Here is a 22,002-nt window from a genome sequence, read left to right as displayed (position 1 = left end):
GAATCAGCAGCAGTCCTCGGGCACGAAACCGGCGTCGAGGATGCCCACGAGGTTGTTGACCTGTTCTTCCTTGGTGCGGCCGAGGCCGGACGGGGTGATGGTGTTGGTCAGGGAGATGCCGTCCAGGGCGTCGGAGTAATCGAGCTTGCCCACCGAGAGCATCGAGGCGAGCATACCGTGATTGTCCACGCCGTTCTCGGGGTTGGCGCCCGGAGCGAACGGGGTGCCGGCCTTGTGACCCGAGGGGAACGATCCCGTCGCCTTGCCGTAGACCACGTTGGAGGTGATCGTCAGCACCGACTGGGTCGGTACGGCGTCGCGGTAGAGCGGGATCTCCTTGATCTTGCTCATCACCGTGTGGACGATGGCGGCGGCGATCTCGTCGGCCCGGTCGTCGTCGTTGCCGTAGGTGGGGAAGTCGCCCTCGGTGATGTAGTCGACGACGAGTCCCGTCTCGTCACGCACCGGGGTCACCTTGGCGTACTTGATGGCCGACAGCGAATCCGCGACGATCGACAGGCCCGCGATGCCGCAACCCAGGGTGCGCACGATGTCGGAGTCGTGCAGCGCCATCTCAATCGACTCGTAGGCGTAGCGGTCGTGGCAGTAGTGGATGATGTTGAGGGCCTCCACGTAGGTGGCGGCCACCCAGTCGAGCATTTTCTCGTAGCGCATCCACACATCGTCGAAGTCGAGAGGACCATCGCCCACGACCCCCTCGTGGTCGGGGACGATCAGCTTGCCGCTCATCTCGTCGCGGCCACCGTTGATGGCGTAAAGCAGGGTCTTGGCGGCGTTCATGCGGGCACCGAAGAACTGCATCTGCTTGCCCACCCGCATCGGGGACACGCAGCATGCGATGGCGGCGTCATCGCCCCAGTGGGAGCGGATCTGTTCATCTGCCTCGTACTGCACCGACGAGGTCTCGATCGAGATCGCGGCACAGAACTCCTTGTATCCCTCGGGCAGCTTCGGGTCCCAGAAGATCGTGATGTTCGGCTCCGGGGCGGGCCCCAGGTTGCGCAACGTCTGCAGCAGGCGGAACGAGGTCTTGGTAACCAGCGAACGGCCGTCCTCACCGATGCCCGCGTCCGACCAGGTGGCCCAGTAGGGATCGCCGGAGAAGATCTGGTCGTACTCGATGGTGCGCAGGAAACGCACGATCCGCAGCTTGATCACCAGGGCGTCGATGATCTCCTGGGCGTCCTCCTCGGTGATCAGACCCGCGTCGAGGTCGCGCTGGAAATAGCAGTCGAAGAACGCGGACAGCCGCCCGATGCTCATGGCGGCGCCGTCCTGCGATTTCACGGAGGCCAGGTACCCGAAGTAGGTCCACTGCACGGCCTCCTTCGCGTTGCGCGCGGGACCGGAGATGTCGAAGCCGTAGCTGGCGGCCATGGTCTTGAGCTTCTTCAACGCCTTGATCTGCTCGGAGTGCTCCTCACGGAACCGTGCCCAGTGCTCCGAGAACGGGGCCTCGTCCACGGCGGCCTTGTCGGCCTGTTTGAACTCGATCAGCTTGTCCACCCCGTACAGCGCGACCCTGCGGTAGTCACCGATGATGCGGCCACGGCCGTAGGCGTCGGGAAGGCCGGTGATCACGTGCGCGGAACGGGCGGCGCGGATGCGGGGGGTGTAGATGTCGAAGACCGCCTCGTTGTGGGTCTTGCGGTACTTGGTGAAGATGTCCTTGACATCCTGGTTGGGTTCCTTGCCCGCCTCGCGGATCGCGGTCTCCACCATGCGCCAGCCACCATTGGGCATCATCGCCCGCTTCAGCGGGGTGTCGGTCTGCAGACCGACGACCACGTCGTCGTCCTCACTGATGTGGCCGGGGGCGAAGGCGTCGATGTCCGCGGGGGTTTCGGTGTCCACGCCGTAGACACGCCGGGCGCGCTCGACCGACAGGTATTCCTTCTCCAGGGTCTCCCATATCCGCAGCGTCTTGGCTGTCGGGCCGGCCAGGAACGAGGCGTCCCCTGCGTAAGGGGTGTAGTTGCGCTGGATGAAATCCCGGATGTCAATCGTCTCCCGCCAAGGCCCGGGGGTGAAACCCTCCCAGGGATCGACGGGGGATGCGTTTTCGGGGACGGTTTCCGTGAGAAGAGTCATAGACGTCTTTCCTTGAAATCGGGTCATCGGACGCGACCGGACCATCGTGGTGCACTGGGCGGGGCCGTGGACGTAGCGATGAGTTTTTGCGCGGCGATGAGCGTTTTGTGTATCGATTGTCCGGCTAGTCTAACCATGCCTGTTTCCGCTTCCCAAGGAGGATGAGCCGAGCGGGGCTCCGCGGGCGTGCAACGCAGGGGATCCGCCCGCAATTCCCCTAGCCCTGCGCCCTGTCCAGGGCCTCGGTGACGGCCGCCGCCAGGTCCTCGGCAGCCTCCAGGCCGACGCTGAGACGCAGCAGGCCGTCGCCGATCCCGGCGACCGCGCGGGCCTCGGGGCTCATGCCGGCGTGGGTCATGGTCGCAGGATGGCAGATCAGCGACTCCACCCCGCCCAACGACTCCGCCAGGTGGAAGACCTGCAGCCCCGCCAGGAAACGCTCGGCGGCGGGACGGCCACCTGCCAGGTCGATGCTCAGCAGCGACCCGAACCCGGACTGCTGCCTGGCGGCCAGTTCGTGTCCCGGATGGGTTTCCAGTCCGGGCCAGTGCAGGGCGGCGACGGCGGGATGCCCCTGTGCGGCGTCGACGACCGCCTCGGTGTTGAGCGCGTGCATCCGGATGCGGGCATCCAGGGTCCGCAACCCCCGCAGCGTCAGGTAGGAATCGAAGGCGCCGGCGGTCAGTCCGAGGGCGTTGGCCAGCCAACCCACGTGCTCCGCGGCCTCGGGGTCGCGGGTGACCACGGCCCCCCCGACCACATCGGAGTGCCCGTTGATGAACTTGGTGGTGGAGTGCAGCACGTAATCGGCGCCGAGGTCGAGGGGGCGCTGCAGCAGCGGTGAGCAGAAGGTGTTGTCCGCCACCAGTTGCGCACCGGCGGCGTGGGTGGCCTCGGCGACGGCCCTCAGGTCGGTGATCCGCAGCAGCGGGTTCGACGGGGTTTCCGCCAGCACCATGGAGGCTCCATCGAGAGCGGCGGTGAAGGCCCGAGGGTCGTTGAAGTCCACGAAACGGGCATCCAGGCGGCCCCGGGTGGCGTGGTGGTTCAGCAGCCGCCAGGTTCCGCCGTAGCAGTCGTGCTGGCAGACCACCACGCCGCCGACCGGGACCAACTCCTCGACCAGCAGAGTCACGGCCGCCAGGCCCGTTGCCACCACGGTGGCGGCGGCTCCACCCTCCAGGGTCGCCAAGGCATCCGAGAGGAGGTCGCGGGTGGGATTGCCGGCGCGGGAGTAGTCGTAGTTGCCCGGTTCCCCGGGGGCCGCGAAGACGTAGTTCGTCGAGAGGTGGATGGGGGGCACCACCGCCCTGTGGGAGGTGTCCGTTCCGAGCCCGGAACGCATTGCGCGGGTCCAGGTGCCGAGTTCTGCCATGGCCGTCTCCTGTGCAGGGGCGTCAGATCCGGCCCCAAGCTACCGCACCCCGGCGGTGTTCTGGGCACCCATCTCACCGGGTTCGTCCAGGTTCCGTGCGGAGGGCCTTGGTCGGTTCCCGGCCCGGCGGTAGACGAAACGAGGTCCTGCACCCCGGGGGGCACAGGACCTCGTTTTGTCTGGGGTGCCTCAGGAGATGCGTTCCTGGGTGGCGTTGCTGAACACGTGCACGCTCTCCGGATCGGCGGCGAGCCGCACCACATCACCCTTGGCCGGCGACTGGCGGGCGCCGACCCGGGCGACGATCTGCTGGGCGCCGACGAGCTCTTCCTCGCCCAGCCCGGCGAGGGTGCCGTACAGGTAGGAGTCCGCGCCGAGTTCCTCCACGACTGCGATGTCCAGGCCAATGCCCCGGCCGTCGGTGGCGATCCTGAAGGATTCGGGACGGATACCCAGGGTCAGGGTGGTCTCGTTCGCGGCCCTCGCGAGGATCTCGCGGGCGACGGGGACCACGTAGTCGCCGATCTGGACGCCCCCGTCGACGACCTTGCCCTCCATGAGGTTCATGGCGGGGGAACCGATGAAGCCCGCGACGAACAGGTTCTTCGGGGTGTCGTACAGGGCCAGCGGGGAATCGACCTGCTGCAGGACGCCGTCCTTCATCACCGCGACCCGGTCTCCCATCGTCATGGCCTCCACCTGGTCGTGGGTGACGTAGACGGTGGTGACGCCGAGACGCCGCTGCAACGCGGCGATCTGGGTGCGGGTGGAAACGCGCAGCTTCGCGTCGAGGTTCGACAGCGGCTCATCCATCAGGAACACCTGCGGCTGGCGCACGATGGCGCGGCCCATGGCGACGCGCTGCCGCTGGCCACCGGAGAGGGCCTTCGGTTTGCGGGACAGGAAATCCTCGAGGCCCAGCAAGTGGGCGGCCTCCTTGACCCGCTTCTCCCGCTCCGCCTTGGGCACGTTCTGCATCTTCAGTGCGAACCCCATGTTGTCGGCGACGGTCATGTGCGGGTAGAGGGCGTAGTTCTGGAAGACCATCGCGATGTCGCGGTCCTTCGGCGGCAGGTCGGTGACGTCGCGGTCACCGATGAAGATCGAGCCCGAGTTGACCTCCTCGAGGCCGGCGAGCATGCGGAGTGAAGTGGATTTGCCGCAGCCGGAGGGGCCGACGAGGACCATGAACTCGCCATCGGCGATTTCCAGGACGAGCTTGTCGACTGCGGCGCGATCCGAGCCGGGGTAGATGCGCGAGGCTTCGCGGTAGCTGACAGTGGCCATGCCACATTTCCTTTCCACGGGCAGGTACGTGCCCGACGATCCGTAGTGGTGGAAGCGACTCTTCCTCGGTGGACAGACTAACAGCCGCCCCACGCCCCGAACCGGAGACCCTCAGGTAAGAAGAATGCCCGGAAAAGTCGCGTCGACGAGGGACCCGTGACTGCGAAACCTCCGTTGATGGAGTGTGGGGAAGCCATCTGCGGTGCGCACGTTTTGTCGGGTGGTTCCGGGTCCTGCCCCGGCCGCGGCCCGGTCGTGCGGTGGTGACCGCCCCGTCGTGGAGATTGCGGGCCCGGTGAGGTCCCTGAGGGTTTCCCGGGCCATTGGCTGTGTTCCCAGGTGGGTCTTGGACCACCGGTTCCGGAATGGTCGCGAAGAAGAACACGAGGGGTGCGCCGATCCCGAGAATCCGGTTGGGTATGCTCCCTCCGTCCTATGAACATCTTTGGGGGAATGCGGAAACATGCTCGACCAAGTTCTGCAGCTTCTGAGGACCTTCGTCGAATCGGGAGCGCCGGTTCTGATTCCGGTTGGGGTGGTAATCGCTGTCATCCTGCTCGGGTGGGTTCTGCTGCTGGTTCTTGGTGCGATCCGGGCCGGAATACGCAGACTGCGCGCTGAAGCGGAAATCGGGCTCTCGATCCCGAGGGGGTTCCGGGTCAAACCCGCCAAGGCGGTTCGCGAAGTCGGGGCGTTCCTCCTGGACTATCCGCAGTGGCGGGTGGCCAAGAAGGACGGCACGAGAGACCTCAGATGTCGGGACAACACCGTGGTCAGGGGGTTCTCGGTACTTGAAATCGGACGCTGGCGGTTGGTTTCCCGGTCCGTGGTGCGTCTCTACGATTTTGTCATCGCGTTGCGTGGAATGGGTCACAAGATCGCTTTTTCGAACGAAGAGGCGGAGAAAGTCAATCGGATAAACGGCCAAGCCCGGTTGAGATGGACGGGGGAGGCCAGCGATGGCCTCTATCGCCGCTTCTCCGGAGATCCGACGCAGTTCGAACAATTCTGCGCGAAGCTGTACGGCTGCCTCGGATACCGGGTGGAGGTCACTCCTCCGGTTGCGGATGGTGGATTCGACCTGAGGATGTTTCGTGGCGGTGAAAAGATCTTGGTCGAGTGCAAATGCTTCAGGCCCGTCAGTTCCGTCGGGCGTCCCGTTCTTCAGAAACTTTTCGGAGCCAACGCCGTCGAAAGAGCCAACCACCTCATCCTGGTGACCACGGCCACTTTCTCAAAGGGGGCGATTACCTATGCCCGGGTCGTCGGCATTGAACTGGTCGACGGTCCGGCCCTGGTCACTTTGTGCAATCGTGTCTGGGGAGACCGCCCGCCTGTTCGAGGGGCGACGGCGCAGGAAGCGCAGCTGACGCTCGAGGACCATCTTTCGCGCATGCCCGCCGACATCCGGAATCCCCGCACCTTCCTCGACTGAATCTCACCGGCGGCCGGTCCCGGTCCAAGGGGCGGACCGCCCCGCCGGCCGTGGGAACCCCTGTGATGGCCGTGGGGCCCGGGGGAGGTGACCCCACGTATGATGGCTGACCCATTGTTTCCCGGACGAGTCCCTGGGTCAGGGTGTGCGCTTCTCGGCGGGAATCCCGTTGCCGGAGCTGGGGTTGCCGGGGAGGCTCGCGTACCATCGGCCGGGTGAGCGAGGAACCCGGAACCACCGAAGAGATCCCCGAAGTCGAGGGTGAGGAGCAGGCCGCCAAGGAATGGTGGCAGGCCGATGGCATGCCCTGGAAACACAAGCCGGGGCGCGCGGACATCGCGTGCATGGTGTGGATCGGGATCTGCAGCGTCTACGGACTGGCGACGCTTCCCCTGCGCGGCTGGTTGTTCGGTTCCGCCACCGAAGTGCTCGCCATGATCACGGGCGGCCGGGTCTCCGTCGCCGCCAGTGGGGCGCTCGCCGGGGTCGGGAGGCTGCCCCACTGGCCGGTGGTGCTGCTCGTGGCGGCCCTGGCCAGCATCAAACTCGACTGGATCTACTGGTGGGCGGGAAAGCTGTGGGGCCACGGGATGATCGAGATCTGGGCGGGCAGCAGCAAACGCGCGGCACGCAACTACGCCCGGGCCGTGCGTTGGGCCGAGAAACTCGGCCCCTGGGGTTTCGTCATCGCCTACCTGCCGATTCCGCTGCCCATCATGCCGGTCGTCTTCGTGCTGTCCGGGGCGACGGGGCTCAGCCTGAAACGTTTCCTCCTCTACGACTTCCTGGCGGGCGGGTTCTGGCTGGTGTTGTACTTCTGGTTCGGATGGCAGATCGGGGAACCCGTGGTCGGCCTGCTCGACGCCTACGCCCGCATCGCGACCTACGTCGCGATCGGCCTGCTGGTGGTGGTGCTCGGTTCCGCGATCCTGAAATCCAAGAAAACCGTCAGGACGCGGTGAGGACGGCCACCAGGAAGTCGCTGCCCGGCCGCCAGGGACGCAGGTCCCAGGTGGAGAAGGCCTGTTCCGGGGTCAGACCCGCTTCCTGCGCATCCTCGAGGAAGTCGGTGAACTCGTAGCCGCGACCCGCACCGAAACCGGCGACCACGCGACCCTCGGGGGCCAGGTGATCCCTGAACCGGCGCAGGGTCTCGACGCGGGTCGAGGGGGCCAGGAAACCCATCACATTTCCGGCCGACAGGATGATGTCGAAGTTCGCCTCGACGTCGCGGGCGGGCAGGTCCAGTTCAGCCAGGTCGCCGACCAGGAAGACCGGACCGGGATGATCCTCCTGCGCGGCGGCGATCAGGACGGGATCGACGTCCACCCCCACCACGTGGTGGCCGCGTTCGTGGAGCCAGCCCGCGTGCCTGCCCGGTCCGCAGCCCGCGTCCAGGATGCGCGCACCTCGCGGTGCCATGGAGTCCACGGTGCGGGCCTCGCCGTACAGGTCGTGCCCGGCCGCCTCCATGATCTTGAAACGTTCGATGTAGCGATGGGAGTGGTCGGGGTCCGCGGCGATCATGCGCGCCCACTTGCTCGGCTCAGGAGTCATGGACGCCAATTGTGCTCGGGGTTCACCCGATTGTCGAAGTCCCTGCTCGGTGGGGGCGTCAATCCTCCGGGTCCTCCGGTTCCGCCCGTGCTGCCCGGGAAGCGGTGGTCCTGGGTGGTCTGCGCACCCACCAGTAGCCGCACGCCGACAGCACGGCGAGCGGTCCCCAGAGCAGCAGGGGAAGATAGCACCAGACCATGATGACCAGGGGCCAACCGCTCATGGTGCCTCCATCCGGCCGGAGCCCGAAGGCGATGGCCGAGACCATGGCGATGTTGAAAATCCAGGTGGCCGCCAAACCTCCGAGAATCCCGAGCAGGGTGGGGATGAAACGCGGGATCGTCCAGCCGCGGATGCGCTCGCCCCAGGGGCGTACCAGCCCCACTGCGAGGAAGCCGAAGCTCACCTGGACGATGCTCAGGGCGTAGACGTAGAGATAGCCGTCGACGGCGTTCGAACTCAGCTCGCGGGCGCGGAGGTCCGAGGTGCCCGGGAGCCACCCCATGATCATCGCAACCCGCCACAGGGCGGAGGGTATCGTGCACAGGAACGCGCCCCACGCGAACAGAACCAACCACCCAGGACGTTTTGGAACGGCATCCTCAGAAGTCATGGTTTCAGTATCGTCCAGTGAAACCCGAAACCAGCGAAACCCCGCAACGTCCGGTCAGAGCCCCCGGAGGGAGTCGAACCCTCGACCACTCGCTTACAAGGCGAGCGCTCTGGCCGCTGAGCTACGGAGGCAGGTGGGCACAATTGTGCCCGGATGGAGCGAGGTGGCCAAGTCGGGACCACGGGAGGGGTTCAAACGCCCGTAGCGGCCACGAACAGCTGCCCCTCACCCCGCACCACGACCGCCTCCTCGGCCGCCACGAAAACGGCTTGACCGGGGCTCAGGACGACCGGATCACCGTCTCCGGTCAGTTCGAACGATCCCGAAGCGACCAGGCAGATCCTGCCTGAATCCCCGCGCGGGACCTGCAGGGTGTCTTCGTCAGTGGGTTGCAGCAGCCAAAGCTCGAACTCCTCGAAACTCGTCGGGTAGATGTAGGTGCCGTCCGAACCGCTCGGGAGCAGCACCTCGCCCGGGCCCGGGGCGAAATCGACGACGTGCAGGAGAGCGTCGACGTCGATGTGTTTGCCCGTCAGGCCGCCCCGCAGCACGTTGTCGGAGTTCGCCATCACCTCGATGCAGGTGCCGCGCAGGTAGCTGTGCATGATGCCGGCGGGCAGGGCCAGGGCCTGGCCGGGTTCGAGGGAGAAGCGGTTCAGCAGCAGGGCCGCGAGGATACCGGGGTCGGAGGGGAAGTGCTCGTCGATCTCCACGGCCGTGCGGGCGAAGACACCGAGCTCCCCGGGGGCGTCGAGATGGTTCACGGCGGCACCCAGCACCTCGTCGACGAGGTGGCGGCGGTCGTCGAGGCTCAGGACATCCAGGAAGACCTCCTGGAGGGCGGGGGAGCCGTTGCGGTCACGCAGGGGACCGATCACGGAGGCCAGGGCGTCCCCGACCCCCAGGGCCTCGAACAGCTGGGCCGTGAGCAGCGGGTCGCGGAAACCCACCAGAGCCTCGAACGGGGTCAGGGCGACGATGATCTCGGGTTTGGGCCAGTCGTCCTTGAAGGAACGTTCGGGGGCGCCCAGGGGAATCCCCATCAGCGATTCGCGGGCGTGGCCCTCGCGCGCCTGTTGCCGGGTGGGATGGGCCTGGAGGCTGAGGGGAGAGGCGGCGGAAAGAACCTTCATCAGGAACGGCAGCCGGCGTCCGAAGGTCATCACGGATGCCCTGCCGAGCCGGTTGGGGTCCTGTGCCAGGTGTTCTGACAGGGTTGAACCGTCCGGGGTGGGGGAGTCACCGAGCGGATGGGCACCGAACCACTGTTCCGCCCAGGGCTGGCCGTCCGCGGGCCGGCCGAGAAGAGCGGGGATGGCGTCCTTGGTGCCCCAGGGGTAGCTCTGGCGTACCCCGATCAGTTCCAACATCGTTTCCTCCAGATGAACATGTTCATACCAGTGAACCCGGATCAGCGGGTTGCTCCAAGTCTCTTGCAGAATCAGCCGGCTCGCAGGCGTTTCGGGGAAACTCGGGTGTCGGCCACCTGGCCGAACCGGCCCGAATGACACACATGTGATTCGCACCGGAAATCGTCGCGTAGCATGGGGTCATGACCGAGGCCGCCCTGGAGAACCCGATCGCCGACCGTGACGCCGCGATGCTCGACTTCGAGGAACGCTGGTTCACCCTCGAGGTTCCCAAGGAGCAGGCCATCATGGAGCGTTTCGGCTGCTCCACCACCCGCTACTACCAGCGGCTCAACACGCTCATCGACGACCCGGCGGCCCTCGGCTACAAACCGCTGCTGGTCAAGCGGCTGCGTCGCCAGCGCGCGCAGCGTCAGGCCGCCCGCTCCGCCCGAAGGCTGCGGGGTTGAGATGAGAACCGTCACCGGTGACCTGATCACGTTGGCCTTCGAGGGAGAGTTCGACGTCATCATTCACGGCTGCAACTGCTACAACACGATGGGCGCGGGAATCGCCCGGGCCGTCAGGGACCGGCTGCCCGAGGCGTTCGCCGCTGACAGGGCCACCATCAAGGGAGACCTCGGGAAGCTCGGCACCTACACCAGTGCGGAGATCGTCCGTGGTGACGTGCGCTTCACCGTCATCAATGCCTACACCCAGGGCAACTACCGGGGCAGTGGGGCGCTCGTCGACTACGACGCCGTCCGCTCGAACTTCCGGGCCGTCGCGAAGAACTTCCCCGACGCCCGGATCGGCTATCCGAAGATCGGGGCGGGTCTCGCCGGGGGAGACTGGGACAGGATCGCCGCCATCATCGACGAGGAACTCGAGGGCCGCGACCACACGCTGGTGGTGTTGCCCTGACCACCCCCGGCAGGGGTCGGGTCACAGCTCCTTGGTGAACACCACCGGTGCCGGGCGTCCCGGGGCGGCGTGCGCGTAGGGTTCTTCGCTGACGACGTAGCCCAGACGCAGGTAGTAGTCGCAGACCTCGAGATTGGAGGCGCTGACGGCCAGCAGCACCCGGGGAAGGTCCCGGGCCCGTGCCCCGGCCTCGACCGCCTCCACCAGGGCGGTGCCGATGCCCCGGTTCCCGAACTCCGGCCGCACCGCCAGGCCGCGCAGCACCAGATCCGTCCCCGAGGTGACATGCATGACGCAGCCAACGACCCGGCCGTCGACCTCGGCGACGAAACCCCCACCGCAGGCCAGCTTGGTCTCGAGGGAATCCACGGTGTTGAGCCACCAACTCGACTCACGGCTCATCGGGGTGGAGAACATGACCTCCAGGATCGCGGGACAGTCGGATTTCACGGCGGGACGGATTCTCACTGATGTCTTCATCCTTCTGGTTCCCGGTCCTTTCCCAACAGCGTCCTGAGAATCCTCGCACAGCTCCCCCAGGGGTGGCGGCTGTCCGATGCCTGCCCGGCCCGGGCCCGAGGCGGGTGGCCGTTGCCGGGGCGCTCAGGGGCGTCGGTAACGGGGTCCGCGCCGGACCGGTCATGTCCAGGGATTCTACGTCTGTTCTTTGCACTCTCCTTGGTGGAGTGCTAAAAATGTAGTTGGCACTCGGGGCCTCCGAGTGCTACCGGTAGGGTTGGTGAGGCCAAGGGCCGTCCGTCGCGGGCACTGTTCCTGCCGAACAAGACAACAGGATTCCGGGGCCCCGCCCCGGCTGGACGGGAGGATTCCCGAAACACCATGGCAAAGCTCATCGAATTCAACGAAGAGGCTCGCCGCGGCCTCGAGCGGGGCATGAACACCCTCGCAGACGCGGTCAAGGTCACCCTCGGCCCCAAGGGCCGCAACGTCGTGCTCGAGAAGAAGTGGGGCGCCCCCACCATCACCAATGATGGCGTTTCCATCGCCAAGGAGATCGAGCTGGACGATCCCTACGAGAAGATCGGCGCCGAGCTGGTCAAGGAGGTCGCCAAGAAGACCGATGACGTCGCTGGCGACGGCACCACCACCGCCACCGTCGTGGCCCAGGCGATGGTCCGCGAGGGTCTGCGCAACGTCACCGCCGGCGCCAACCCGATGGCCCTGAAGAAGGGCATCGAGGCCGCCGTCGCCGCCATCGCCGAGGAGCTGTCCGGGCTGGCCATCGACGTCGAGACCAAGGAGCAGATCGCCGCCACCGCGTCGATCTCCGCCGCCGATCCCACCGTCGGCGAGATCATCGCCGAGGCCATGGACAAGGTCGGCAAGGAGGGTGTGATCACCGTCGAGGAGTCCAACACCTTCGGGCTGGAACTCGAACTGACCGAGGGCATGCGCTTCGACAAGGGCTACATCTCCCCGTACTTCGTCACCGACGCGGAGCGGATGGAGGCCACCCTCGACGACCCCTACGTCCTGATCGTCAACTCCAAGATCTCCTCCCTGAAGGACCTCCTTCCCGTGCTGGAGAAGGTCATGCAGTCCGGGAAGTCGCTGCTGGTGGTGGCCGAGGACGTGGAGGGCGAGGCCCTGGCCGGCCTGATCGTCAACAAGCTGCGTGGCACCTTCAAGTCCATCGCGGTCAAGGCCCCGGGCTTCGGCGACCGCCGCAAGGCCATGCTGGGTGACATCGCCATCCTGACCGGCGGTCAGGTGATCGCCGAGGAGGTCGGGCTGTCGCTCGAGACCGTCACCCTCGACCTGCTGGGCCGGGCCCGTCAGGTCATCGTCACCAAGGACGAGTGCACCATCGTCGACGGCGGTGGCGCGCAGGCCCAGATCGAGGGTCGCGTCGCCCAGATCCGCCGCGAGATCGAGAACTCCGACTCCGACTACGACCGCGAGAAGCTGCAGGAGCGCCTCGCGAAGCTGGCCGGTGGCGTGGCCGTCATCAAGGTCGGCGCCGCCACCGAGGTGGAGCTGAAGGAGCGCAAGCACCGCATCGAGGACGCCGTGCGCAACGCCAAGGCCGCGGTTGAGGAGGGCATCGTGCCCGGCGGTGGTGTCGCGCTGCTGCACGCCTCCAAGGCCGCCAAGGTGGAGGGCCTGGACGACGACGAGATGGTCGGCGCGAACATCGTGATCGCCGCCGCGCAGGCCCCGCTGCGCCAGATCGCCATGAACGCCGGCCTCGAGGGCGGCGTCATCGCGGAGAAGGTTGCCGGTCTGCCGAAGGGCCACGGCCTCGACGCCGCGACTGGCGAGTACGTCGACATGGTGGCCGCCGGGATCATCGATCCGGCCAAGGTCACCCGCTCGGCGCTGCAGAACGCCGCATCCATCGCGGCCCTGTTCCTGACCACCGAGGCCGTCATCGCGGACAAGCCCGAGAAGGCTCCCGCCGCTGCCGGTGCCCCGGGCATGGACGAGATGGGTGGCATGGGCGGTTTCTGATCGCTTGCTCGAAACCCATGAGGGTGGGGTCTCCTCCGGGAGGCCCCACCCTTTGTCATTTCCCGGTGCTCCCGCCCACATCCTCGATGTGTTTTTCCGGCGGAATGGTTTGCCGGAGTGACGAATTCTGGTTTTTGGGTCGCGTAATCGGTCGTGTCCCTGTGCTGCCGCAAGGTGAGGATCAAGAGGATGCTGTCTCAATAGCAGAGGAAGCGATGGCGGTCCGCGTTTCAGCATGGCCGGAAGCGCCCTTTGTTACCGCGGCTGCCAGGTCATCAATCATGGTTGCCAGATCGTCAATGCTCGTCTGGTCGGCGCGGGCGGGAAACATCCACCGAATATCACTCTGCTTAGTGGTTACGCCGATGACTGGGCACACGTGGTCCGTGTTGTCAGCCCTCGAGTGCACGTCCTCCACGTCATCAAGTGGGTACGTGGCGCCCAGCTCGCCATGACGGAGAAGCTTCCTCGGATTCGCTGTGATGATCCGGCGGTCGGTCACCGCGATGAAGGTGCTGAAGACGACCTTTCCGGCTTGCCAGGCTGCGTCGACTGGCTTGTTGAGTAGTTTCCTCGAAAAGTTGTGTGCGCTGGCCTCGTACGGGAATGCAATGCCGTGGAGTTGTTCGCCGTCCTCCAGGAACCACCGAAGCACATGCAGATAGGGATCGAGGTCAAGGTCATCGGGTGCGCACACCGTCTCCGGGACTACCGGCATGGCGACTGCGGGGTGGAGCAAGTCGGCCAGCGGTTCGATGGCTTCGAGGAGTTGAGCGCACGTCAGTTTCGCGGCCTTGGCGTCCCGGTGTTTCTTGGTGAGCGGCATGGTGGCCCTTCCGGGGAGCTCGGCGATGATCCTCAGTTCGCGGACGAGTGATTCGGTGAGCTGGCCGATCTCTTCGAGGGATTCCTCTATCTTGGGCGGCGTGTCGCGAGTGATTTCTTCGAAAAGCCTGGCTTCGTTCTTGTCGGTTTCGCTTCGTTTTCTGGCTCGTGTGGCCATCAGCGCTTGGTAGGTCGCGTGCGTCTTGAGTGAGGTCAACAAGGCGTACATGTCGAAGACGATTGCCTCGGCATTGGATTCGAGATATTGCCTTCTGGCGTGCTCGCCGGATTTTCTGATTTCCTGGATGTGGCCGGTGACGTTCTTCCGGTAAAGCCTCGTCTGTTTGCGGGTCGGTTGCCCCATGGGTGCGATTGACTCCCACAGCGTGTCAGTGAGGGCGCCGATTTCACGAACTTTTTGGGACGCATCATCGATCGAGTCCGCCAAACTCTCGAGCTCGGACCACTGCTCGTTGCGGATTGCCTTGAGGGTCTGTGTGGTGAGCGCAATACTGGTGCGAATGAGGCTCGATATTTCGCCCAGCTGCATCTGGAGCGCAATCATTGCGACGGCTGGACCTATGGCGGCGAAGGCCGTGGCGGCGGTAACGGAGACTGGAATGAAGCGGGCCTGAGCGATGACCTTACCGTTCTTGAAGATGGCTCCGATCTTGGCGCCCTCCTTGGTGGCAAGCTCGCCTCCGTTCCTCAGGAGCGAGGAAGTTGCTCCGTTGAGGCGGAAAAGCCCCTGTGCCCTGGTGGCGGCCTCCGCGATATTGCCGGTAATCGTGCCAGCATTCCCGATGGAACCAAGTGCCCTAGAGAGCTGGGTTCGGTCGTACTCCGGAATCAGATCGAGGTCGATGAGTTCAACGCCTTCCGGGACCTCGCCGAACAAGACCGCGACATCGTCGGCCACTTCCATGAGGATCGTTGACTCTGTGATCTTCAACTCGCTCGAAGCGGGCGAATCTCCTTCAGCATTCACCTCATCAACACCTCTGCCGCCACCGGCGGCTGAATCAGGTGCGTCATCCATCCTTGTTCTTCTTTCCGACGTCGAGTAGCTCGTCCCCATTGCTGGAGCTGTCACAAGTATCGCAGGTGCCAGGATTCCATGACGCCGCCGAGGTTGGGTGCCGGGAAGGGGGACGAACCCCCAGCGATTTCCTGTTTGACATTGATCACGTGGCTTCCGGGCCCGTTCAGGAGCTGCCCGTTCTGGGCATAACCGTTTGGTTCTGTGAACCGGTTGGGTGGGGGAGTACGTGGTTTACCCCGCATGGACCGGATGCGGAAGGACTGGGCAGACTGGTCCCATGAGCCTGTTGGAAGTGATTGCGCTGCATGCCGACGACGCCCGTCGCGCCGAGGAGGGTGGGGCCGATCGCGTCGAGCTGCTCGGCACCATGGACGAGGACGGGCTCTCGCCGGAGCCCGCGATGGTCGCGAAGGTGCGCCGCGCCACCTCCATCCAGATCCGTCCCATGGTGCGGTTGCGTGGCGGGTTCCGCACCGACGGGGGAGAACTCACCCGCCTGAAGGGACTCATCTCCGCCTACCTGGGGGAGGGGGCCGACGGGGTGGTGTTGGGGTTTCTCAACGGTCACGCCGGGGTGGACCTCGAGGTGTGCAACGCGCTCGTCGCCGATGGTGACTTCGCCTGGACCTTCCATCGGGCCGTCGACAACTGCCTGGACTTCGACGACGCCTGGGAGGATCTGGCCACCCTGCCGCGTCTCGATCAGGTGCTCACCGCGGGCTCGGCCCGGGGGGTTGAGCATGGACTCGACGAACTCTTGGAGCGGGCCCGCTCCAACCCGGGGGTCGCGCGGGTGATCATGGCCGGGGGAGGGCTGCGACCCGAACACGTGCCATGGCTGATCCGCGCCGGGGTGCGGGCCTTCCACATTGGCAGCCCCGCACGTCCCGGGGGCAGCTACAAGGCCTACGTCGACCCCGACCTGGTGCGCACCTGGCGGGAACTGATCGACGAGCAGACCGCCGCTGTCAGGGAGCCGCGGTGAGTCCCCGCCCCCTCAGATTGCGTCGCGGCGCCCGGGTGCTGCTGCTGGCGGGCGAGGAAGTGCTGCTGCTGAACGACTCCGACCCCGGTATCCCCGGCTCCTCCTGGTGGGTGGCTCCGGGTGGCGGAATCGACGCCGGGGAGAACCCAGCGGAGGCGGCCTGCCGGGAGGTGGAGGAGGAGACCGGGTTGCGCCTGGATCCCGTCGACCTCATCGGGCCGGTGGTGCAGGGCCGGGTCTGTCATGGCTACTCCGATCGCATCCGGGTGCAGGACGAGGTTTTCTTTCTCGCCCGGACGCGACGTTTCGAGCCGAGCAACCTGGGGTGGACCGAAGCCGAGAGGAAACGCATGAGGGGGTTTCGCTGGTGGCGGCTCGACTCCCTGCCGGGGGAGGTCTGGCCGTCATGTGTGGCCGAAATCGCCGAGGCAGATCCCGATCACCCCCTGGTGCTGGCCGACCGGGAGGAATCGGCCGTGCCGCTGAGCCCCGCCGATTGGAATCGGGTCAACGCTGCGCTGGGCTGAAAGCGGTGGCCAGGCAGGCGATCCCGAATATGAGACCGATCCACCTGCCCAGCCCGTCCAGCAAGTACTGTGCCCGTGCGATCAGGACCAGGGCCAGCATGGCCCCGATGGTCAGGGACGCGATCCCGATCTGGCTGCCCAACTTGCCGGTCCGGAGCAACAACCCGCCCCCTATCAGCATCAGTATCGGCAGGGCCGAGGGCAGGAGCGCCCCCAGGAGGGAGGCGACACCGGCGATGCACATGATGCCCCGCTGGGCCTGGGTCATGGGGACAGGACCGGTCCCGTACTGCGGATACGGGGCCATCTGCACCGTCTGATAGGGGTTCGGCGGCAGGCTCAGGCGGGCGGTCGGGTCGGGTGGGACGGGCGACGGCTGTGCCCCACCGGTCACCGCGACCTCGAAGGGCTGTCTCGGGTCGCGGGAACCGTAACCCGCCGCGTAGGCCATCATCAGCGCGGAGGACACATTGAACGGTGTCGTGGGGTTGCGGCGGAGCTTCTCCTGCTTCCCGAGATCCTCCAGCGCCACCGCCGGGGGCATCGGCGCGAAACCGGACGGGGGTGCCACGGCTCCCGGGGTCAGCTGCGGGGCGGGCTCTGCGGCGGTCAGCGGCTCCACATCGGGGACCGCGAAACCGTCCGGCCGCTCGATTGGGGCGTAAGCGGCCCCGTCAGTCCAGGAAGCCATGGGCACCAGAGTAGCGGGAAGCCGGGACAGGCATCTCCGGGTTGCTTCCCGCGGGAGCCGCGCATCGAGGTTGATTGAATGATGCAGAAGGTCCCCGCTGAGCATGCCGCGCAGTTTTCCCTGGCGTAATGTTCATTTTGAATTCAACATGAACATTTTGGTTGTGTGGTGAAGGAGCCCGCGATGGAGGTAGTCATCTGTTCCGACGAGCAACAGGTCGGTCAGGTCGCCGCGAACCGAGTTCTCCAGTGGGTCGAGGGGCTCGCGACCCCCGTGCTGGGGCTCGCCACGGGCAGTTCCCCGCTGGCCCTCTACAACGAACTGGCCCGCAGGGTGGCGGCGGGGGAGGTCGACTTCTCGTGCGGCATCGGTTTCGCCCTGGACGAGTACGTGGGAATCGACCCGGAAAACCCACTCAGTTACCGGCAGACCATCCTGCGCACGGTGGTTGAACCGCTGCGAATGGACCCCAACCGGGTGCGTGTGCCGAACGGCTTCACCCCCGACCTGGCCGTCGCCGCCCTCGAGTACGACCGGGCCATCGCGGCCGCGGGAGGCGTGGACGTGCAGGTGCTGGGCATCGGCAGCAACGGTCACATAGGTTTCAACGAGCCCACCTCCTCGTTCGCCTCCCGCACCCGCGTCAAGACCCTGACCGAGCAGACCCGCGCCGACAACGCCCGGTTCTTCGGCGAAGGCGAACAGGTCCCCACGCACTGCGTGACCCAGGGGCTGGGGACCATCATGGAGGCCAGGCACATCGTCATGGTGGCCACGGGGCCACACAAGACCCGGGCGGTGACCGCCATGATCGAGGGACCCGTGGCGGCGGTGTGTCCGGCCTCGATCCTCCAGTTCCACCCGAGCGTCCTCGTGGTTGTCGACGAGTCCGCCGCCACCGGGTTGAACCACGCCGACTACTTCCGGCACGTCGTCGGCAATCTGATCTGACCAGGGGCGATGAGCGCCGCATCGGCCAGGTTTTCCCCGGCTCCGGTGCAAGATAGACTTGCCTGCCAGTCACGACCACGAGGGAGAGCCTGCCATGCCCACCGGACGAGTTCGCTTCTTCGATGCCGACAAGGGGTTCGGGTTCATCACGAAGGACGGGGGCGGTGACGTTTTCGTCCGGGCCGGTGTGCTACCCAAGGGGGTGACATCGCTGAAACCCGGACAGAAGGTGGAGTTCGGGGTGATCGAGGGTCGCCGCGGCGAACAGGCCCTGTCCGTGCGTCTGGTGGAGACCCCGCCGTCGCTGTCCAAGGCGTCGCGGAAAAAGGCCCAGGACATGGCCGTGATCATCGAGGACCTGATCAAGATGCTCGACGCCCTGGGCAATGGGTACCGGCACGGCCGCTACCCGGATGACAAACACGGCGCGAAGATCGCAGCGGTGCTGCGGCGCGTGGCCGATGAACTGGAGCTGTGAGAGTGGCGACGCTGAAACTTGATTCGGTTGCCGCCTCCGCGATCGACCTGGCTCGCGCCGCGGCCGTCGAATCCGGGGGGGAAGACGCTGTTGGTGAGCATGTCGGGGTGGTGGCCGAAGGGGAGCGGGTGGTGACCCATTCCTTCGCCTGCCTGCTGGCTGGCTACCCGGACTGGTACTGGGCGGTGACCCTGGTGCGTGCGTCCCGGGCGCGGACCGCCACCGTCAACGAGGTGGTGCTGCTGCCCCGCACCGATGCGCTGCTGGCCCCGGCATGGGTGCCCTGGGAACGACGCATCCAACCCGGGGACATCGGCCCGGGGATGCTCATGGCCACCCCCGACAACGACCCGCGTCTGGAACCCGGTTTCGCCGCAACGGACCTGCCCGCCGACGCCGACCCGGCCGAATGGGCACAGCTGCGTTCCACCGTGGCCGAGCTGGGGCTCGGGAGGGAGCGGGTGCTCTCGGCCGCCGGGCGCGACGCCGCAGCGGAACGCTGGCTCTCGGGTGCACCGGGCAACAGCGACGAATCCAGCAGGCACGCCCCCGCAACCTGTTCGTCATGCGGCTACTTCGTGCCGCTGCGCGGATCACTCGGCACCCTGTTCGGGGCCTGCGCGAACGAGTACTCGCCCTCGGATGCGCGTGTTGTCAGCCTCGAACACGGCTGCGGAGGGCATTCCGACGTGGTGGCCGCCGAACGGGCCCGGGAGCTGCCCGCCCCGGTGTTCGACACCATCGGGATCGACGAACAGCTATTCGACTGATCAACCTCGCACGGGTGTTGCCCTCACCCGTGGTCCCGGGTCTATGATCCCGATACGTGGTCATGAAATCCCCAAAAGCTGCCAAGCTCCCCGAGAGCCCGGACGTTTCCCCGAATGCTTCTTGGCTTGAACGCCACTTCCGCCTTTCCAAGCGGGGGTCCAGCGTCGGCCAGGAGGTGCGCGGCGGTCTGGTGACGTTTTTCGCGATGGCCTACATCATCGCGCTGAACCCGCTCATCATCGGCACCGCCACCGACATCAACGGCAACCTGATCTCAGGTGCGCCGAAATTCCTTGACGAGGCAATGACCCAGGTGGATCCCGCCGCGGTTGGCGCCTCGATCGGGATGGTGGCCGCCGGTACCGCGTTCATAGCCGGAATCATGACCATCCTCATGGGGTTGGTCGGTCGTTTCCCGATGGGGCTCGCGACGGGGCTCGGACTGAACGCCCTCGTCGCCTACACCCTCGCGCCGAAGATGACCTGGCCGCAGGCCATGGGGCTGGTGGTCTGGGAGGGGATCCTGATTGCGATCCTCGTGCTCACCGGGTTCCGCACGGCCGTGTTCAAGGCCGTGCCGAAGACCCTGCGAACCGCGATCTCCGTCGGCATCGGCCTGTTCATCGCCTTCGTCGGGCTCATCAACGCGGGAGTGGTGCGCAAACCCGCGGGTGCCCCGCCCGTGGAACTCGGCATCTCCGGGTCGCTGACCGGCTGGCCCATTCTCGTGTTCGTGATCGGGCTGGGGTTGCTGATCGCCCTGCACGTGCTGAAGGTCAAGGGCGCGATGCTGATCTCCATCGTCGCCGCGACTGTGATGGCGATCGTCATTGAGGCCGTTGGTCATGTCGGGGCCCACGTCGGGGCGGAGAATCCCGGCGGTTGGGCGCTGAACGTGCCCTCCCTGACGAACTTCTCCCTGCCCGACCTCGGGTTGTTGTTCCGGGTGGACATGATCGGGGCCTTCTACGTCGACGGTCATTTCAGTTTCCCGACCTTCCTGGGTCTGATGGTGCTGGTCTTCTCACTGCTGCTCGCGGACTTCTTCGACACCATGGGCACCGTCGTCGCCGTCGGTTCCGAGGGCAAGCTGCTGGATGAGCACGGCATGCCCGACCACGTCACCGAGATCCTGTTCGTCGATTCGCTGGGTGCGGTGGCAGGTGGCCTCGGGTCGGTGTCGTCGAACACCTGCTACGTCGAGTCGACGGCGGGCGTCGGTGAGGGCGCACGCACGGGCCTGGCCTCCGTCGTCACCGGTCTCGCCTTCCTGGCAGCCGTTTTCCTGTCGCCGATCATCAACATGGTGCCCTCCGAGGCCGCCTCGCCGGTGCTGGTTTTCGTCGGTTTCCTGATGATCGAGCAGGTGGTGGATGTCGACTGGAGTGATCCCGAGGTGGGCATTCCCGCATTCCTCACCATCATTCTGATGCCTTTCTCCTACTCCATCACCGTCGGCATCGGAATCGGTTTCCTCGCCCACGTTTTCATCAAGTTGATCCGTGGTCACGCGAAGCGGGTGCACCCGCTCATGTACGTGGTTGCCGCGCTCTTCATCATCTACTTCCTGCAGGGTCCTTTGCTGGCCCTCATCGGCTGACCGCGGATCACGCGCTTTCCCGGTAGAGGGGGCGGGCGGCCACACCGGCCGCCCGCCCCCTTTGGCTCCCGCACCGAGGACTCCACGCGACTGCCGGGCCGACCAGCGCAGGAGCCGCCTTCCCTGAAGCTGCTTGAGTGGGGCCGTGCCTGAAGCATCCTCCCCGAAGCTGGTTGAGCCGGGCTGCGAAGAAGGAGCAGCCCGTGTCGAAACCACTCGTTGGTGACACCCCAGCCCACCGGGGATCCCTACCAACCACTCCCCCGGATAAGCTCCCGGAAAATTTTCTGGTTTCTCTGGCAGGGTGGTTGGCTTTCGGTTAGGGTCGGGGTGGGCCAATGGTGGCGGGAAGGACGGGCGACGGTGAGCAGGATCGAGTTCAATCGGGCGGCTGTTGGGGTCAGTGCGAAGAAGGACTGGGTGGATTCGGACATGTTCGGGAAGATCGGTCAGTTCATCACGACCTTGCCGGCGGCGGGGGTGGCGAAGGAGCTTCCTGCCGGGGACAATGCGGGGGTTGCGGCGTTGCGGAGGGCTGCGAGTGTGTTCGGTCAGAATGTGAGCATGGTGTTGCAGGAGTATTCGGATGCGTGTGCGGTGTTGGGGTCGGGGCAGGAGGCGGCGATCGCGAACTATGACGTGACGGAGTTTCAGAACACCAGTGGGTATCGGGAGCTGGTGGCGAGGATGGGGGGTTGAGGGATGGGTGCTGAGGATGTGATGCCGCTTCCTGAGGATGTGTCGGTTTGTGTGGAGGAGGTTGCTTCGGGTTGGGATGCTGTTGTCAAGGGGGTGATGGGTACGCAGGTGGCTCGGGACCGGTCTGATGGGGTTCCGGGTTGGATCGGTGAGGATGCGGATGCCTATACGGAGTCGATCAAGCGGTTGGGGGAACGTGCCAGGGGGTTGGGGCAGCTTATAGAGCCGGCGTCGGAGACGTTGCGTACGTGGAGCGCGGCGTTGAGGAAGATGATCACCACGACGGTGCCCGAATTCTGGGAACGCTAC

At 65.9% G+C, this 22,002-nt stretch carries 22 protein-coding genes and 1 tRNA gene; 13 read left to right on the top strand and 10 right to left on the bottom strand.

Translation table 11 applies throughout. The annotated features are described in order from the left end of the window. Positions 1–3: 3 nt before the first annotated feature. The 3 genes from ACO6D6_RS14690 to ACO6D6_RS14680 form a co-directional block, all read right to left on the bottom strand. Complete coding sequence (locus ACO6D6_RS14690) at positions 4–2,112, bottom strand: pyruvate formate lyase family protein (RefSeq protein WP_484785990.1); 2,109 nt, start codon at positions 2,110–2,112, stop codon at positions 4–6. Between the two features lie 217 nt (positions 2,113–2,329). Continuing rightward, the gene (locus tag ACO6D6_RS14685) at positions 2,330–3,487 is read right to left on the bottom strand and encodes a trans-sulfuration enzyme family protein (RefSeq protein WP_484785989.1); all 1,158 of its coding nucleotides are present in this window, start codon (positions 3,485–3,487) and stop codon (positions 2,330–2,332) included. 189 nt (positions 3,488–3,676) lie between these two features. Next, positions 3,677–4,774 (bottom strand): ABC transporter ATP-binding protein, encoded by a 1,098-nt coding sequence (locus tag ACO6D6_RS14680; protein WP_484785988.1) that lies wholly within the window; start codon positions 4,772–4,774, stop codon positions 3,677–3,679. 721 nt (positions 4,775–5,495) lie between these two features. On the opposite strand from ACO6D6_RS14680, the gene ACO6D6_RS14675 reads away from it, so the two are divergent. Beyond that, positions 5,496–6,209 carry a restriction endonuclease gene (locus tag ACO6D6_RS14675; RefSeq protein WP_484785987.1) on the top strand — a complete coding sequence of 238 codons (714 nt, stop codon included), beginning with the start codon at positions 5,496–5,498 and terminating at the stop codon, positions 6,207–6,209. A gap of 215 nt (positions 6,210–6,424) precedes the next feature. Continuing rightward, a complete protein-coding gene (locus tag ACO6D6_RS14670; RefSeq protein ID WP_484785986.1) occupies positions 6,425–7,171 on the top strand; it encodes a DedA family protein in 747 nt (248 codons plus the stop codon). On the opposite strand, the gene ACO6D6_RS14665 is transcribed toward ACO6D6_RS14670, so the two are convergent. From ACO6D6_RS14665 to manA, 4 genes are all read right to left on the bottom strand, one after another. Continuing rightward, positions 7,158–7,766, bottom strand: coding sequence for a class I SAM-dependent methyltransferase (locus ACO6D6_RS14665; RefSeq protein WP_484785985.1), 609 nt, complete (start codon positions 7,764–7,766; stop codon positions 7,158–7,160). The genes ACO6D6_RS14670 and ACO6D6_RS14665 overlap by 14 nt on opposite strands. 58 nt (positions 7,767–7,824) lie before the next feature. After that, entirely contained in the window at positions 7,825–8,379 is a 555-nt protein-coding gene (locus ACO6D6_RS14660) for a hypothetical protein (RefSeq protein ID WP_484785984.1), read from the bottom strand. Between the two features lie 58 nt (positions 8,380–8,437). Further along, positions 8,438–8,510 (bottom strand) — tRNA-Thr (locus ACO6D6_RS14655). 60 nt (positions 8,511–8,570) lie between these two features. Next, entirely contained in the window at positions 8,571–9,749 is a 1,179-nt protein-coding gene (gene manA / locus ACO6D6_RS14650; RefSeq protein ID WP_484785983.1) for a mannose-6-phosphate isomerase, class I, read from the bottom strand. Positions 9,750–9,931: 182 nt separating this feature from the next. Between manA and ACO6D6_RS14645 the strand changes: the two genes are divergently transcribed. Continuing rightward, positions 9,932–10,198: a DUF3263 domain-containing protein gene (locus ACO6D6_RS14645; protein ID WP_484785982.1), complete on the top strand. Its 267-nt coding sequence runs from the start codon at positions 9,932–9,934 to the stop codon at positions 10,196–10,198. 1 nt (position 10,199) lies between these two features. Further along, complete coding sequence (locus tag ACO6D6_RS14640; protein WP_484785981.1) at positions 10,200–10,652, top strand: macro domain-containing protein; 453 nt, start codon at positions 10,200–10,202, stop codon at positions 10,650–10,652. 21 nt (positions 10,653–10,673) lie between these two features. Here ACO6D6_RS14640 and ACO6D6_RS14635 read toward each other — a convergent pair whose 3' ends face one another. Then, complete coding sequence (locus ACO6D6_RS14635; RefSeq protein ID WP_484785980.1) at positions 10,674–11,120, bottom strand: GNAT family N-acetyltransferase; 447 nt, start codon at positions 11,118–11,120, stop codon at positions 10,674–10,676. A 372-nt stretch (positions 11,121–11,492) separates the two neighbouring features. Here ACO6D6_RS14635 and groL point away from each other — a divergent pair, with 372 nt between their 5' ends. Further along, positions 11,493–13,124, top strand: coding sequence for a chaperonin GroEL (groL, locus tag ACO6D6_RS14630; protein ID WP_484785979.1), 1,632 nt, complete (start codon positions 11,493–11,495; stop codon positions 13,122–13,124). A gap of 181 nt (positions 13,125–13,305) precedes the next feature. Here groL and ACO6D6_RS14625 read toward each other — a convergent pair whose 3' ends face one another. Then, a complete protein-coding gene (locus tag ACO6D6_RS14625) occupies positions 13,306–14,988 on the bottom strand; it encodes a hypothetical protein (RefSeq protein ID WP_484785978.1) in 1,683 nt (560 codons plus the stop codon). Between the two features lie 280 nt (positions 14,989–15,268). On the opposite strand from ACO6D6_RS14625, the gene ACO6D6_RS14620 reads away from it, so the two are divergent. Further along, a complete protein-coding gene (locus tag ACO6D6_RS14620) occupies positions 15,269–15,976 on the top strand; it encodes a copper homeostasis protein CutC (protein ID WP_484785977.1) in 708 nt (235 codons plus the stop codon). Then, positions 15,973–16,503, top strand: a complete 531-nt coding sequence (locus ACO6D6_RS14615) for an NUDIX hydrolase (RefSeq protein WP_484785976.1) — start codon at positions 15,973–15,975, stop codon at positions 16,501–16,503. Before ACO6D6_RS14620 ends, ACO6D6_RS14615 begins: the two co-directional genes overlap by 4 nt. On the opposite strand, the gene ACO6D6_RS14610 is transcribed toward ACO6D6_RS14615, so the two are convergent. Then, entirely contained in the window at positions 16,484–17,194 is a 711-nt protein-coding gene (locus ACO6D6_RS14610; RefSeq protein WP_484785975.1) for a hypothetical protein, read from the bottom strand. The two genes, ACO6D6_RS14615 and ACO6D6_RS14610, sit on opposite strands and share 20 nt — an antisense overlap. Before the next feature lie 183 nt (positions 17,195–17,377). Between ACO6D6_RS14610 and nagB the strand changes: the two genes are divergently transcribed. The 6 genes from nagB to ACO6D6_RS14580 all read left to right on the top strand — a co-directional run. Next, complete coding sequence (gene nagB, locus ACO6D6_RS14605) at positions 17,378–18,145, top strand: glucosamine-6-phosphate deaminase (RefSeq protein WP_484785974.1); 768 nt, start codon at positions 17,378–17,380, stop codon at positions 18,143–18,145. Between the two features lie 94 nt (positions 18,146–18,239). Then, positions 18,240–18,623 carry a cold-shock protein gene (locus ACO6D6_RS14600; RefSeq protein ID WP_014845830.1) on the top strand — a complete coding sequence of 128 codons (384 nt, stop codon included), beginning with the start codon at positions 18,240–18,242 and terminating at the stop codon, positions 18,621–18,623. 2 nt (positions 18,624–18,625) lie between these two features. Then, positions 18,626–19,393 carry a DUF3027 domain-containing protein gene (locus tag ACO6D6_RS14595; protein ID WP_484785973.1) on the top strand — a complete coding sequence of 256 codons (768 nt, stop codon included), beginning with the start codon at positions 18,626–18,628 and terminating at the stop codon, positions 19,391–19,393. Between the two features lie 62 nt (positions 19,394–19,455). Continuing rightward, a complete protein-coding gene (locus ACO6D6_RS14590) occupies positions 19,456–20,994 on the top strand; it encodes an NCS2 family permease (protein ID WP_484785972.1) in 1,539 nt (512 codons plus the stop codon). 363 nt (positions 20,995–21,357) lie between these two features. Continuing rightward, complete coding sequence (locus ACO6D6_RS14585) at positions 21,358–21,693, top strand: hypothetical protein (protein ID WP_484785971.1); 336 nt, start codon at positions 21,358–21,360, stop codon at positions 21,691–21,693. A 3-nt stretch (positions 21,694–21,696) separates the two neighbouring features. Continuing rightward, the coding region (locus tag ACO6D6_RS14580; protein ID WP_484785970.1) for a hypothetical protein at positions 21,697–22,002 on the top strand (306 nt) is incomplete at its 3' end.

It is taken from the genome of Arachnia sp. (assembly GCF_057238465.1).
This window is presented reverse-complemented; position numbering and strand designations above follow the sequence as displayed.

Bases quoted from the DNA above. Each gene is read 5' to 3' on its own strand.
- ACO6D6_RS14610 (WP_484785975.1), bottom strand. From the start codon at position 17,194: ATGGCTTCCTGGACTGACGGGGCCGCTTACGCCCCAATCGAGCGGCCG.
- groL (WP_484785979.1), top strand. From the start codon at position 11,493: ATGGCAAAGCTCATCGAATTCAACGAAGAGGCTCGCCGCGGCCTCGAG.
- ACO6D6_RS14685 (WP_484785989.1), bottom strand. From the start codon at position 3,487: ATGGCAGAACTCGGCACCTGGACCCGCGCAATGCGTTCCGGGCTCGGA.
- manA (WP_484785983.1), bottom strand. From the start codon at position 9,749: ATGTTGGAACTGATCGGGGTACGCCAGAGCTACCCCTGGGGCACCAAG.
- ACO6D6_RS14640 (WP_484785981.1), top strand. From the start codon at position 10,200: ATGAGAACCGTCACCGGTGACCTGATCACGTTGGCCTTCGAGGGAGAG.
- ACO6D6_RS14645 (WP_484785982.1), top strand. From the start codon at position 9,932: ATGACCGAGGCCGCCCTGGAGAACCCGATCGCCGACCGTGACGCCGCG.
- ACO6D6_RS14625 (WP_484785978.1), bottom strand. From the start codon at position 14,988: ATGGATGACGCACCTGATTCAGCCGCCGGTGGCGGCAGAGGTGTTGAT.
- ACO6D6_RS14690 (WP_484785990.1), bottom strand. From the start codon at position 2,112: ATGACTCTTCTCACGGAAACCGTCCCCGAAAACGCATCCCCCGTCGAT.
- ACO6D6_RS14660 (WP_484785984.1), bottom strand. From the start codon at position 8,379: ATGACTTCTGAGGATGCCGTTCCAAAACGTCCTGGGTGGTTGGTTCTG.
- nagB (WP_484785974.1), top strand. From the start codon at position 17,378: ATGGAGGTAGTCATCTGTTCCGACGAGCAACAGGTCGGTCAGGTCGCC.
- ACO6D6_RS14590 (WP_484785972.1), top strand. From the start codon at position 19,456: ATGAAATCCCCAAAAGCTGCCAAGCTCCCCGAGAGCCCGGACGTTTCC.
- ACO6D6_RS14680 (WP_484785988.1), bottom strand. From the start codon at position 4,774: ATGGCCACTGTCAGCTACCGCGAAGCCTCGCGCATCTACCCCGGCTCG.
- ACO6D6_RS14620 (WP_484785977.1), top strand. From the start codon at position 15,269: ATGAGCCTGTTGGAAGTGATTGCGCTGCATGCCGACGACGCCCGTCGC.
- ACO6D6_RS14665 (WP_484785985.1), bottom strand. From the start codon at position 7,766: ATGACTCCTGAGCCGAGCAAGTGGGCGCGCATGATCGCCGCGGACCCC.
- ACO6D6_RS14600 (WP_014845830.1), top strand. From the start codon at position 18,240: ATGCCCACCGGACGAGTTCGCTTCTTCGATGCCGACAAGGGGTTCGGG.